Source organism: Xanthomonas sp. BRIP62418, assembly GCF_003993495.1.
Taxonomy (GTDB): domain Bacteria; phylum Pseudomonadota; class Gammaproteobacteria; order Xanthomonadales; family Xanthomonadaceae; genus Xanthomonas; species Xanthomonas euroxanthea.
Genome location: NZ_QEZG01000026.1, coordinates 1 through 13318, shown reverse-complemented (window position 1 = coordinate 13318; position 13318 = coordinate 1). Strand labels below are relative to the sequence as shown.

At 66.8% G+C, this 13318-nt stretch carries 13 protein-coding genes; 4 read left to right on the top strand and 9 right to left on the bottom strand.

Features of this window, described 5'->3' with window-relative positions; genetic code table 11:
- Positions 1 to 312: 312 nt before the first annotated feature.
- From EO174_RS03635 to pyrE, 7 genes are all read right to left on the bottom strand, one after another.
- Positions 313 to 1278 (bottom strand): SDR family NAD(P)-dependent oxidoreductase, encoded by a 966-nt coding sequence (locus EO174_RS03635; RefSeq protein WP_104584928.1) that lies wholly within the window; start codon positions 1276 to 1278, stop codon positions 313 to 315.
- Between the two features lie 46 nt (positions 1279 to 1324).
- Entirely contained in the window at positions 1325 to 2050 is a 726-nt protein-coding gene (locus EO174_RS03630) for a suppressor of fused domain protein (protein ID WP_126942318.1), read from the bottom strand.
- Between the two features lie 43 nt (positions 2051 to 2093).
- A complete protein-coding gene (locus EO174_RS03625) occupies positions 2094 to 2402 on the bottom strand; it encodes a helix-hairpin-helix domain-containing protein (protein ID WP_126942315.1) in 309 nt (102 codons plus the stop codon).
- 34 nt (positions 2403 to 2436) lie between these two features.
- Positions 2437 to 3366 carry a ParB/RepB/Spo0J family partition protein gene (locus EO174_RS03620; protein WP_126942312.1) on the bottom strand — a complete coding sequence of 310 codons (930 nt, stop codon included), beginning with the start codon at positions 3364 to 3366 and terminating at the stop codon, positions 2437 to 2439.
- Entirely contained in the window at positions 3366 to 4163 is a 798-nt protein-coding gene (locus EO174_RS03615; RefSeq protein ID WP_104584936.1) for an AAA family ATPase, read from the bottom strand. Before EO174_RS03615 ends, EO174_RS03620 begins: the two co-directional genes overlap by 1 nt.
- 114 nt (positions 4164 to 4277) lie before the next feature.
- Positions 4278 to 4922: a hypothetical protein gene (locus EO174_RS03610; protein ID WP_164739216.1), complete on the bottom strand. Its 645-nt coding sequence runs from the start codon at positions 4920 to 4922 to the stop codon at positions 4278 to 4280.
- Between the two features lie 43 nt (positions 4923 to 4965).
- Positions 4966 to 5625 carry an orotate phosphoribosyltransferase gene (pyrE, locus tag EO174_RS03605; RefSeq protein ID WP_104584940.1) on the bottom strand — a complete coding sequence of 220 codons (660 nt, stop codon included), beginning with the start codon at positions 5623 to 5625 and terminating at the stop codon, positions 4966 to 4968.
- Positions 5626 to 5752: 127 nt separating this feature from the next.
- Between pyrE and EO174_RS03600 the strand changes: the two genes are divergently transcribed.
- The 3 genes from EO174_RS03600 (at position 5753) to EO174_RS03590 (ending at position 8376) form a co-directional block, all read left to right on the top strand.
- Positions 5753 to 6553 (top strand): exodeoxyribonuclease III, encoded by an 801-nt coding sequence (locus EO174_RS03600; RefSeq protein WP_119131662.1) that lies wholly within the window; start codon positions 5753 to 5755, stop codon positions 6551 to 6553.
- A 241-nt stretch (positions 6554 to 6794) separates the two neighbouring features.
- A complete protein-coding gene (locus tag EO174_RS03595) occupies positions 6795 to 8090 on the top strand; it encodes an MFS transporter (protein WP_164739889.1) in 1296 nt (431 codons plus the stop codon).
- Between the two features lie 58 nt (positions 8091 to 8148).
- A complete protein-coding gene (locus EO174_RS03590) occupies positions 8149 to 8376 on the top strand; it encodes a hypothetical protein (protein ID WP_126942306.1) in 228 nt (75 codons plus the stop codon).
- A gap of 332 nt (positions 8377 to 8708) precedes the next feature.
- Here the strand turns inward: EO174_RS03590 and EO174_RS03585 are convergent, their stop codons facing one another.
- Positions 8709 to 9851, bottom strand: a complete 1143-nt coding sequence (locus EO174_RS03585; protein WP_119129763.1) for an anhydro-N-acetylmuramic acid kinase — start codon at positions 9849 to 9851, stop codon at positions 8709 to 8711.
- Between the two features lie 278 nt (positions 9852 to 10129).
- Positions 10130 to 11548: a M23 family metallopeptidase gene (locus EO174_RS03580; RefSeq protein ID WP_104649990.1), complete on the bottom strand. Its 1419-nt coding sequence runs from the start codon at positions 11546 to 11548 to the stop codon at positions 10130 to 10132.
- A 171-nt stretch (positions 11549 to 11719) separates the two neighbouring features.
- On the opposite strand from EO174_RS03580, the gene tyrS reads away from it, so the two are divergent.
- Positions 11720 to 12931: a tyrosine--tRNA ligase gene (gene tyrS, locus EO174_RS03575; RefSeq protein ID WP_119129762.1), complete on the top strand. Its 1212-nt coding sequence runs from the start codon at positions 11720 to 11722 to the stop codon at positions 12929 to 12931.
- The last annotated feature ends 387 nt before the right edge of the window (positions 12932 to 13318 follow it).

The following is a 13318-nucleotide window of genomic DNA, read 5'->3' as shown; positions in this document are numbered from 1 at the left end:
GCTGAGCGAAAAGATCGCGCATTGTGCCCTGACTGTCTGAGTCAGGCATGAAGCACGCGCGCGTTATGTGCGGTGGAGCGCGCGCAAAGCGGACTGTAGCGTGTATGCATGCCCTAAAGCGCCGGCTGCGTGGCCGGCAAGGCGCCGCGCGCCGCGCCCGGATGGTGCAGGGTGGGCGCGAAAGCTCAACGTCCGGCGCGCCGTCCTGCAGATGCGCGCCTCGCTACGGGCGGACTCGCGGCGATGTGCTATCGCCTGGCCGCCTGACCGCTACCACCAGTACCGCGGCTGCGCCGCGGTGGCAGGTGCCGGCTAGGCGCGCTCGCCGAAATAATGGCGGCACCACTCCACCACCTGTGGCAAGCCGCGCTCGACCGGAGTGGCCGGCTCGAAGCCGAAGGCGGCCTGCGCGCGCTGCGTATCGGCCATGGTGCGGATCATGTCGCCCGGCTGCATCGGCCGGTAGACCTTCTCGGCCGGCCGGCCGGCGGCCTGGGCGATCACGTCGATGAAGTATTCCAGTTCCACCGGGGTGTGGTTGCCCAGGTTGAACACCCGGTGCGGGACCGGCTCGCTGCTGGGCGTGTCCAGCGCGCCCAGCACGCCGGCCACGATGTCGTCGACGAAGGTGAAATCGCGCTGCATCCTGCCGTGGTTGAACACCTCGATCGGCCGCCCCGCCAGCACCGCGCGGCTGAAGATCAGCGGCGCCATGTCCGGCCGTCCCCATGGCCCGTACACGGTGAAAAACCGCAGCCCGGTCGCGCGCAGGCCGTACAGCTGCGCATAGGTATAGCCCATCAGCTCGTTGGCGGCCTTGGTCGCCGCATACAGCGAGCGCGGCTGGTCCACGCGCTGGTCCTCGGAAAACGGCGGGGTGGCCGAATCGCCGTAGACCGAACTGCTCGACGCATACACCAGGTGCTGCACGCCGCGGTGCCGGCACAGCTCGAGCATGTTGACGAAGCCGACCAGGTTGCTGTCGACGTAGGCGGACGGGTTTTCCAGCGAGTAACGCACCCCGGCCTGCGCGGCCAGGTGCACCACGCGCGTGGGCCGGACCTGCTCGAACAACGCGGCCAGGCCATCGCGGTCGGTCAGGTCCAGCGTGCGGATGTCCATGCCCGGGCACAACGCCGCCACCCGGTCGCGCTTGAGCTGCGGGTCGTAATAGCTGTTGTAGTTGTCCAGGCCCACCACCGACTCACCGCGCGCAGCCAGCGCGCGGCAGGTGTAGGCCCCGATGAAACCGGCGGCGCCGGTGACGAGAATGGTCATTGCAATGGTCCTGGAGATGTCGAAAGCGGGCGAGCGGCAAGCGGGCTCAGAACAGCCCGAAGCGCTTCTTGGCGACGTTGACGCGATCAAGCGCAATGATGTCCCCAATCCCCCTGGCATCGAAGCGGTCCAGCAACGCGTCGCTGCCGTCCTTCAGTTTCAGTGCCATCTCCTCCGGGTACAGCGGCACCACCGTCATGAACACGATGGTCTTGTCGGCATCGATGACCAGGCGCGCAAATTCCTCGGGCGTGCTCACCGGCGGCAGCACGATGGCGCCATCGAAGCGCACGCCGGGTGCGTAGGGTTCGGCCGGATGGCCATTGGGGATGGTGTGGCCGAAGCCCAGCCAGGTCTCGAACGTGTGCGGCAGCCGGGCCAGGGTCTTGAGCAGGCGGATCGGCCAGTAGTGGCGCGGGTCTTCGAAGTCGCGCTGGTCCAGCGGCCAATCGGCGGGCAGGCTCAGCATCAGCTCCATGTACTGCGGCGCTTCCACCCCTTCGGGCAGCGTCATCGGCAGGTCGCTCATGCCCGAGGTCACCAGCCGCAGGTAGGGGACGTCCTCGGTGGCGGGCACCACATGCACGTCCAGATGCACGGCATCGGAGATGATCTCGTGCAGAACGCCCGAGATCGGTCCCAGATGCCGCTCGATATGTGCGCTGATCCGCTCGATGCAGTCACCGCCGTGTGCCGGCGCGAACCGCTTTTCCTGCGCGTGCAGCATCATCGTGCTGCCGCCCGGGCTGATCTGGTCGTGTTCAGTGCTCATGGGTTGCTCCTGTTGATGGCAGCGCCTGACCGCGTGCGCGCACTCACCCCAGCCGGAGCGGTGCCTGGCTGGCCAGCGTTGCCTTGCGTTCGGCGCTGAACGCCCACCACGGCTGCGGCGCCTCGCCCTGCATGAAGCGCGTGATCGACAGGAACACGTCGATCACGCAGGGGGCGTGCAGCACGCCGGTACACAGGCACAGCTGCGCATACATGTCGTAGGCATCGCGACCGCGCAATTGCGCGGCAACGCGGATGCCGATCCGCTGCAGATCCTTTTCGCAGGCCGGCCCCACGTTCGGCAGGTCGGTCAGATGCAACAGGTGCTTGCGATCGACCTTGACGGGATTCATTGCCGGGACTGCTCCTGGTGGGTCCGCAGAGAACTCAGCCGCGCTGCACGCGCAGGCGTTCGAGCACGCCGTCCAGCGTGTCCAGGTCGGTGTAGTGGATCACCAGCTTGCCCTTGCCGCCGCGGCCGTGGTTGAACACCACCTTGGTGCCCAGCGATTCGGACAGTTCGGTCTCCAGCGAGGCGATATCGGCCTGCGGCGCGGCAGCGGCCGGCTTGCCCTTGCGCAACGCGCCGGGCACCTTGCCGGCGGCGAACTGCTGCGCACGGTGTTCGACCTCACGCACCGACCAACCCTGGTCGGCCGCTTCCTGCGCCAGCTTGCTGGCCAGCTCCGGCGCCAGGGTGAGCAGCGCACGCGCATGGCCCATTTCCAGACGGCGGGTTTCCAGCAGCACGCGGATGGCCACCGGCAATTCCAGCAGCCGCAGCAGGTTGGACACCGACGCACGCGAGCGGCCCACCGCGCCGGCGGCCTCGGCGTGGGTCAGCGAAAATTCGTCGATCAAACGCTGCAGCGCCTGCGCTTCTTCCAGCGGGTTGAGGTCTTCGCGCTGGATGTTCTCGATCAGCGCCATCGCGATGACGGTGCGGTCGTCCAGCTCGCGCACCACCACCGGGACCTCGCTCAGGCCGGCCAGCTGCGAGGCGCGCCAGCGGCGTTCGCCGGCCACGATCTCGTACTGCCCCGGCGCCAGCTCGCGCGCCACGATCGGCTGGATCACCCCCTGCGCCTTGATCGACTCCGCCAGCTCGGCCAGCTTGACCTCGTCCATCTCCTTGCGCGGCTGGTACTTGCCCGGCTGCAGCTGGCTGACCGGCAACTGGCGCAGGCTGTCGCCCGGCTGCAGCGCTTCCTCGCTGGCCGCGCTCGGCGCCGCCGCGGCGGCCGCGCCCTTCGGTCCCAACAGCGCTTCCAGGCCACGGCCCAGGCCACGCTTCTTTGCGGGGATCGGCTTGTTCATCAGACGGTCTCCACGGGCCGGTAGGCCTTGTTGCGGTCGTTCTGGCGGCGCAGGATTTCGCTGGCCAGCCCCAGGTAGGCCACGCCACCGCGCGAGGTGCGGTCGTAACCGACGATGCTCTGGCCATGGCTGGGCGCCTCGGCCAGGCGCACGTTGCGCGGCACGATGGTGCGGAACACCTTGTCGCCGAAATGCTCGGTCAGCTCGGCCGACACCGCGTTGGCCAGGTTGTTGCGGATGTCGAACATCGTGCGCAGCACGCCTTCGATTTCCAGTGCCGGATTGAGGTTGGCGCGCAAGGCCTCGATGGTTTCCAGCAGCGCGGTCAGTCCTTCCAGTGCGTAGTACTCGCACTGCATCGGCACGATGATCGAGTCGGCCGCGGTCAAGGCATTGAGCGTCAGCAGCGACAACGCCGGCGGGCAGTCGATCAGGATGAAGTCGTACTCGTCGCGGATCGGTGCCAGTGCGCGCTTGAGCCGCTGTTCGCGCTCGCCCTGATCCATCAGCTGGATCTCGGCAGCGGTTAGGTCGATGTTGCCCGGCAGCAGGTCGAAGCCTTCCGGCGCGGTGACCCGGATCTCGGCGGCGGTGTTTTCGCCCAGCAACAGGTCGCACGTCGAGGCAGCCACATCGCGCTTGTCGATGCCGCTGCCCATGGTGGCGTTGCCCTGCGAGTCCAGATCCACCAGCAACACACGCTTGGGCGCGCGCGCCAGGCCGGCCGCCAGATTGACCGCGGTCGTGGTCTTGCCGACGCCGCCTTTCTGGTTGGCAATGGCGATGATCCGGGCCATGCGGGAGAGCCTCGTGGGCAGGGAGTAAGACCGGCCATTATGCGGGCAGGGCGTCGGATCGGGAAATGCCGCCTGCCGCAGTGCGCCGCACGGGTGGCAATGACGGCGGGCCGGTCAGCCGGCAGGCGCAGTGGCGGCCGGCGGTTCCTTCATCGCCCGGTAGCGCTGCAGGATGTCGGCGATCTCGCCGTCCAGCGCCACCCGTTGCTGCTCGAAGCTGGTCTGCAGACGCAGCTGCGCCAGCAGCTCGCGATGGCGTTGCTGGATGTCGGCGGCCAGCTTGTCGGCCACCGCCTGGCCGGCCAGTTCGCGGTCGCCGGCGCTGCGCAGCATGCTGGCCAGCCCTTCGCGCAGGCTGGTCACATTGAAGCGCGCGGTGTGGATGTTGTTGTCGACGATGGCGATGCGCTCGTTGAACACCCGGCGCAGGTCGTCCTCGCTCTGGTAGGACATCAGCATCGCCTGGTCGGTGCGCTGGCGCATCTGCTCGGCGGCCAGATCGGCCTGGCGTTGCTGCTCGCTGGCGGCGGCGGCGGCCCGCTCGTCGCTGCTCATGGCGCGCTGCACCTCGGCGCTGCGCAGGCCGCTCCTGGCGTTGAACTCGTCGCGCGCCTGGTTCACCGCCTCCGGCGGCAGCGTATCGCTGCACACCCGGGCGCCGTTCTGGTTCCAGCAATACAACGTCTTCGCGGCCGGCTTGTCCTGCGCGATGGCAGGTGCGGCGGCCACGGCCGCCGCAACGGCGGCGAATAACGCCAAACGGGTGTGTCTTGGCATCATCGCAGCCCCCTGTCGCCTGCCGTCAGCCTGTGGTGTCGGTGCCGTAACGGCCACGATAGGCCAGCAGCGGTTCCCGGAAGCCCACAAGGTCGGCGTTTCCTGCCGCAAAAGCAAGCAGGTCGCCCAGGTTGGCCACCGCGATCACCGGGATGCCGGCCTCGGCCGCCACCGCCTGCGCGGCCGAGCGGCGATCCTGCTCGGAGGCGATCTCCTGCCGGTCCAGCGCCACCACGATCCCGGACGGAACGCCGCCGGCGCCACGGATGATGCCCAGCGCCTCGCGGATCGCGGTGCCGGCGGTGATCACGTCGTCGACGATCAATACCTTGCGCCCCTGAAGCGGCGCACCGATCAGGCTGCCGCCCTCGCCATGGTCCTTGGCTTCCTTGCGGTTGAACGCCAGCGGCAGGTCGCGCCCGCGCCCGGCGTAGGCGCAGGCCAGCGCGGTCGCCAGCGGGATGCCCTTGTAGGCCGGCCCGAACAGCAGATCGAACTCCACCCCGGCCGCATCGATCGCATCGGCATAGCACTGCGCCAGCTGCGCAGTCTTGGCGCCCGAATCGAAGCGCCCGGCATTGAAGAAATACGGACTGAGCCGCCCGGACTTGAGCGTGAACTCGCCAAAGCGCAGGGCATCGGCGCCCAGGGCCAGCTGCAGGAAACGGGTGCGGTGGTCGGTCATGGTGACGAGATTGGGGAGTAGGGATTCGGGATTGGAAAGCATAGCCGGTCGCGCCTTGCGGCATCCGCTGATGCGGTACGCTTTCACGAATCTCCAATCCCCATTCCCGACTCCCGGCTCTTCATTCATGCGCATCATCAGTTTCAACGCCAACGGCCTGCGCTCGGCCGTCACCAAGGGTTTCTTCGAATGGTTCGCCGAGCAGGACGCCGACGTGCTGTGCGTGCAGGAGACCAAGGCCCAGGAGCATCAGCTGGCCGGTGCCAAATTCCTGCCCACCGGCTACAAGGCCTGGTTCCGCGACGCCAGCACCAAGAAGGGCTACAGCGGCGTGGCCATCTACAGCAGGCACGAACCCGATGAAGTGCGCACCGCGCTGGGCTGGCCCGAGTTCGACGAAGAGGGCCGCTACATCGAGGCGCGCTTTGGCAACCTCAGCGTGGTGTCCTTCTATATCCCCTCCGGCTCCTCGGGCGAGTTGCGCCAGGGCTACAAGTTCCAGGTGATGGAATGGCTGCGGCCGATCCTGGATGAATGGCTGGCCAGCGGCCGGCAGTACGTGCTGTGCGGCGACTGGAACATCGTGCGCTCGGCGCTGGACATCAAGAACTGGAAGTCCAACCAGAAGAATTCCGGCTGCCTGCCGCCCGAGCGCGACTGGCTCAACGGCCTGTGCGCCGATGCGCTGGAAGACGCCAATGCCGCCGGCGGCCGCGGCTGGGTCGATACCTACCGCGTGCTGCATCCCCAGGGCCAGGACTACACCTGGTGGAGCAACCGCGGTGCGGCGCGCAGCAACAACGTCGGTTGGCGCATCGACTACCAACTGGTCACTCCCGGCCTGCGCGACAAGGTCAAGGCCTGCTCCATCTACCGCGAGCAGCGCTTTTCCGACCACGCGCCGTATGTCGTGGATTACGCGGAGTGAGGAAGGGTGCGCAGCCGGCGGTGACGCGCACCGGGACGGTTGGCCAAGCCTCACCGTGTTGTGTTTCCGGACGCGTCGTGGAGATGCACGTCGAGGGCGTGCAGGCCGTGCCTGGCCGCAGCCTGATGGTCGTGGATCCTTCCGGGAGCCAATCATGCGTTTCCGGCAGGTCGCTCCGCGCAGTGGCCAGTGATACTGCCCGCCCGGCATCGATCAGCCCCCATTCCCAGCGGCCATACGCATGACCACGCCTGCACCCAACTACAAAGGACTGCGCGGCATCCGGCAGGCCTTCGCCACCCCATCGGCGGCGACCATGGCCCTGCTGGGTTTCGGCAGTGGCCTGCCGTTCCTGCTGATCGCCTCGCAGACCCTGTCCACCCGGCTGCGCGATGTCGGGCTGGATCTGGGCAGCATCGGCCTGATCAGCCTGGCCAGCTTCTTCTACCTGCTCAAGTTCCTGTGGGCGCCGCTGCTCGACCGCTATGCGTTTCCGCTCACCGCGTGGTTGGGGCGTCGGCGTTCCTGGCTGCTGGTCTCGCAACTCGGCGTCACCGCCGGCCTGTTCGCACTGGCGTTTTCGCGCCCGGACATGAGTGTCACCGGCCTGGTCGCCTGGGTGCTGTTCGCCTCGTTCTGGGGCGCCACGCAGGATTCGGTGGTGGATGCCTATCGCATCGAAATCGCCCCGGACACGGCGCAGGCCGCCCTGGCGGCGACCTACACCCTGGGCTACCGGATCGGCCTGATCCTCGGTGGCGCCGGCGCGCTGTACCTGGCCGAATACCTCAACTGGACCTCGGCGTACCTGGCCATGTCGGCGCTGATGCTGCTGCCGATCATCACCACCCTGGTATGCCGCGAGCCGGACCGGCCGCAGCTCACGGTGGTGCGCCGCATCGACGTGGCCGGCGCATTCTGGCAGCCCATTTCCAGTTTCTTTTCCGGCAACGGGCTGGCGCTGGGCATCGTCCTGTTGGCTTTTGTCGGCCTGTTCAAGTTCCCGGACCAGGTGATCGGCGTGATGGCCGGGCCGTTCTATCTGGATTCGGGCTACACCAAGGCCGACATCGCCACGGTGTCCAAGCTGTTCGGCGTGTGGATGGGCATCGTCGGCGCGTTTGCCGGCGGTGCGGCGGTGGCTGCGTTCGGCTTCCGGCGCATGCTGCTGGTCGCCGCCCTGGGCGTGGCGCTGTCCAACCTGGCATTTTTGCTGATGGCGCAGAACCCCGGCAAATTGTGGGCGTTCTATGCCGCACTCAGTGCCGACAATCTGTTCCAGGGGTTCGCCGGTACCGTGCTGGTGGCCTTCATGTCATCGCTGACCAATCGCAACTTCACCGCCACCCAGTACGCCTTGCTGGTGTCGCTGGCCAATTTGCCGGGCAAGTTCGCCGGCGGTGTATCCGGGTTCCTGGTCGAGGCCACCTCCTACAGCACCTTCTTCATCCTCAGCGCCCTCACCGTGGTTCCCACGCTGGCCCTGCTGGCCTGGCTGTGGCCGCGGCTGGATGCCCGCGACGGGCGCCCGGATTGAAACGTCCGCCAAGGTTGCCGATGATGCCGACGCGGCACTGCATCGCACGAGGAAGGGCATGACCGATCTGGTACTGCGTGACATCGATCCATTGCTGGTGGACAGGATCCGTCGCATCTCCGTCGCACGCGGCTGGAGCCAGCACCAGACGGTGATGCATCTGCTCGAACAGGGCCTGTTCGCCAGCGAATACGAAGTCGCCGGCGGCCTGCAGCATCCGGAAGTCGATGCCCTGGCCGAGGCGATCGCCGCGCTCAAGGCGCTGCCGGCGGGGAATACTCCGTAGCACTGCAAACGGCCAGGCAGTGCTGCCTCGCGTGCCATCCACTCGGCGCGAGGATTGTGCCGAGGCGGATGGCTTGGTCGGAAACCCTTGCATGCTGCCGAGAAGAGCCGAGATTGCTGTGCATTCGCCGGCTCAACTGCGCACGTCCCCGCCAGCCTCTCAATTGAGTGCTAGTCGGTTGCAGACGAGGCGGGCATCATCAGCAAGCTAGCTTCACCGAACACGTCACCGCTACCCCTCATCAATTGAGCGCTGGTCGCGTCGCAGAATTCGGGGCGGGGCACCAGCAGGAAGCGCGGTAGTGGCATCCAACGCGCGCCGATCCAGGCCACTCATGCCGGATAGATCGCCCCCAGCAACCGCGGCCCCGCCGCCCCGGTCACCGACGGCAGATTGGCCGTGCGGCCCGCGAGCAGCTCCGCGGCCAACCACGCAAATCCCATTGCCTCCAGATAGTCAGGATCCAGCCCATGCCGCGCGCTGGATTCCACCACCACGCCCGGCAGTCGCGCCGCCAGGCGCGCCATCAACACCGGATTGCGCACCCCACCACCGCACACCAGCACCCGGCGGGTATCGGGCTGCAGCCGCAGCAACGCGTCGGCGACGCTGGCGGCGGTGAGTTCGAGCAGGGTCGCCTGTATATCGGCCGCGGACGGCGCCGCGTTGCCCGGCGACCGCATCGCCTGCATCGCCCAGTCCAGGTGGAACTGCTCGCGTCCGGTGCTCTTGGGCGGTGCCAGTGCGAACCACGGGTCGGCCAAGAGCGCCTGCAGCAGCGCCGTATCGACGCGCCCGCTGGCGGCAAACGCACCGTCGGCATCGAACGCCGTGCCGCGGTGCTGCTGGCACCAGCTGTCCAGCAATGCATTGGCCGGGCCGGTATCGAAGCCCAGCACCGCGCCACTGCGCGGGATCAAGGTCAGGTTACCGATGCCGCCCAGGTTCAGCACCGCACGGTCCTCGTCGGCGGCACCCAGCATGGCCAGATGGAAGGCCGGCATCAGCGGTGCGCCCTGGCCGCCGGCAGCCACATCGCGCCGGCGGAAATCGGCCACCGTGGTGATGCCGGTGTGCTCGGCAATCCGGCTCGCATCGCCGATCTGCCAGGTGAAGGCCGGATCGGCCTTGGGGCGATGTCGAATGGTCTGCCCGTGCGAGCCGATCGCGCGAATGCGCCCACGCGCAATGCCGCTGTCGCGGATCAGCTGATTGGCCGCGGCCGCAAACGCCAGCCCCACCTGCGCATCCAGGTGTCCAAGCGCATCGATGGCGATGACCTCGGCGCCCTGGCCCAACGTCACCAGCGTTTCGCGCAGCTGTGGCTCCCAGGCCACTGTGGTGCCTGCGACCAGTTCGCAGCGGCGATGGCCCTCGTCGGTGAAGCGCACCAGCGCCGCATCGATGCCGTCGGCGCTGGTGCCCGACATCAGGCCCAGATAGAGCGGGGATTCAAGATGTTCCGGAGCAGACATGCCAGGGCCAGTTGCACGGTGGTCGTGCAGCTTGTGCAGCCGGGATGGGAGAGTCAACCGGCCTTGCGCGCATCGCGGTGGAAGCAGGGGCGATGCGCTCGCCAGCCAAGCACCCTAAATGTAGTGCCGACTGTCGCGTCGGCACCATGGTGTCCACTTGGTGCTGGCAGCAACCCGATGCCGGCTGCGGCGTCGCGTGAGCCAGAGCCCCCGAACGGAGGCGCAGTCGTGCGATCGGCGGTTGCCAGCGCGGCGGCTGGGAAACCAGCCGCGCCCACTCAACCGCGCGGCTTGCCCTTGGCGGGCTTGCCGGCGTCGGCGTAGATCAACTTCTCCATGCCTTCGATACGCGCCAGCGCTGGCGCCGTCTGCGCGCGGAAGGCGGCCAGCTCGGCGCCCTGCAACGGCTCCGGCGGCGGCATCGTCACCGACATCGGGTTGCGCTGCTGCCCGGCGACGCGGAATTCGTAATGCAGATGCGGGCCGGTCGCCAGGCCGGTCATGCCGACGTAGCCGATCACCGTGCCCTGGTTGATGCGCTGGCCGGCCTTGATCTTGCCGAAGCGCGACATGTGCCCGTACAGCGTGCTGAAGTTCCTGCCGTGGTCCAGGATCACCACATTGCCGTAGCCGCGCTGGGTGCCGACGAACACCACCCGTGCATCGCCAGCGGCCATGATTGGCGTCCCCGATGCTGCCGCGTAGTCCACGCCCTTGTGCATGCGCATCGTGCCCAGCACCGGATGCTTGCGCGCGCCAAAGGTCGAGCTGATGCGGCTATAGGCCACCGGCATGCGGATGAAGCTCTTCTTCAATGGCCGGCCGTTGATGTCGAAATACTCGGCCGGCTTGCCGGCACGCTCGAAGCGGAAACCGGTGTAGGTCTTGCCGCCGGTGGTGAAGGTCGCCGCCAGGATGTCGCCGGTGTTGATGCGCTCGCCCTCGCGCCAGGTCTCGTCCATCACCACGCTGAAGCGATCGCCCGGCTGCAGATCCTTGTCGAAGTCGATGTCGTACTTGAAGATCTCGTCGGTCATGATCGCCACCGCCGCCGGCGACAGCCCCGACTTGCCGGCCGAGGCGTACAGCGAGCTGCTGATTTCGCCGCTTGCCACCACCGTGCGCGTGGTCGTGGCGCGCTCGGTGACGTTCTCGCGCACGCTGTCGCCCAGCAGGCGCAGCTCCACGCGGTGGCTGTCGTCGCGATCGAAGCGCAATGCGCGCAGCTCGCCCGGCGTCGGCATGTCGAAGGCGATCTCGGCGCCCGGACGCAGCTTGGTCAGCGCCTCCTTGGTGCCCGGATGCGCCAGTACCTGGTACATCACCGCCGTCGGGATTCCCAATTCGCCGAACAAGGTGCTCAGCGTCTGCCCCGATTTGACCTGCAGGATTTCCCAGTCGGTGCTCGGTGCCAGCTGCTTGCGGGCCGGCACCAACGGCGGCAACGGCAGGGCCAGCGTGGAATGGCTGGACAGCGGCGCATCGATGGCATTGGAAAAGCCCGGCACGATCGTGGCCACCAGCGCACCGATGGTCGCGAACAGGCTGGCGTGGATCCAGTGCCGGCGCGTCCATTGGTCGTTGAATGCCGCCGGAAGATGCGCCTTGAGCTTGCGATGCAGGGCAGTGTCGTGGAGGACGTGGAGGCGTTCGTGAAAGCGCCGCTTGCGTGCACGGCCCTGCTCTGAGTTCTGCATCGTTCAAATTCCTCGCTGGCTCGAAGTGCGAGCCCAATCGCCGGTACCATAGACAGCCTGTAACAGCGCGTCAAACCATTGAGCCTGTTCAACATTTTCATTTGGCGTGGAATTAACCCGCGTTTAACATCGTTCACGTTTTTTGACGGCAAACGCCGCTGGAGTCTGTGGTTGGCCACTATCGAAGAATCCCTCGCACTCATCGGCCGCGGCGCCGAGGAGATCCTCAAGCTCGATCAGCTCGAAGCGCGCCTGAAATCCGGCGTGCCGTTGCGGGTCAAGGCCGGGTTCGATCCCACCGCGCCGGATCTGCATCTGGGCCACACCGTGCTGCTCAACAAGATGCGGCAGTTCCAGCAGCTCGGGCATCAGGTGATTTTCCTGATCGGCGACTTCACCGGAATGATCGGTGACCCGAGCGGCAAGAACGTCACCCGCAAGCCGCTGAGCCGCGACGATGTGCTGGCCAACGCGCGCACCTATGAGGAGCAGGTCTTCAAGATCCTGGACCGCGAACGCACCGAGGTGCGCTTCAACTCCGAGTGGTTCGGCCAGATGAGCGCGGCGGACATGATCAAGCTGTCCGCGCAGCACACCGTGGCACGCATGCTCGAGCGCGACGATTTCGCCAAGCGCTTCAACGGCCAGCAACCGATCGCCATCCACGAGTTCCTGTATCCGCTGGTCCAGGGCTACGACTCGGTCGCCTTGAAGGCGGACGTCGAACTGGGCGGGACCGACCAGAAGTTCAACCTGCTGATGGGGCGCGGCCTGCAGGAGCACTACGGCCAGGCCCCGCAGGTCGTGCTGACCATGCCGCTGCTGGAAGGCCTGGACGGGGTGGCCAAGATGTCCAAGTCGCTGGGCAACTACATCGGCATCAACGAGCCGGCCATCGACATCGTCACCAAGACCATGAAGATCGGCGACGAACTGACCTGGCGCTGGATCGATCTGCTGTCTTTCGACATCGGTGTTGCCGAGGCCGCGCGCCTGAAAGAACAGGTCGCCTCCGGTGACCTGCACCCGCGCGAGGTCAAGTTGCGTCTGGCGCGCGAACTCACCGCGCGCTTCCACGATGCCGCCACTGCAGAGCAGGCCATCGCCGGCTGGCACGCCGTGGTGACAGGGCAGGGCGACACCAGCCTGTTGCCGCTGCAGGAGGTGGCCGTGCCGGCCGAAGGTCTGCGGATCGCAAGTCTGCTCACCGCCGCCGGCCTGACGCCCAGCAATTCGGAGGCCACGCGTAAGCTCAAGGAACGTGCGGTCAAGATCGATGGTGAAGTGGTCGAAGATCCGGCACGTCAGTTTGGGCCGGGCTTCGAGGGTGTCATCCAGGTGGGGAAGCGTAATTTCGCCCGCGTTGCGCTGGTCAGCGCCTGAGCTGGCGGAAGGTTGCTGCATGGCAGCGATGTCGGCGCCGGGATGACATCTATATAGAGGCATCGGACGGCTGACGCAGGATCAGCGGCTTGCTGCGGCAACAACGAAGGGCGTGCGGCTATAGATGGCAGCGGGATCGTGAAAAATTTTTCACAAACCCCTTCCCAAACGTCCCGGTTGGGCCTATAGTTCGCCTCCCCCGACGCAACGGCCCCGCAAATGCGGAACCAGAGCGGAAGGGTTCGAAAATGCCTTGATTTAAGGTGTTGACGAAACGAAAAAGCCGGCTATGATGGGCGGCTCGCTACACGGAAAGATGCTTCGGCAGATTGAGGTGCAGCGGCGGCAACTTCCTCTTCACGAGGGGTTGACGAAGATGAAAAGCCT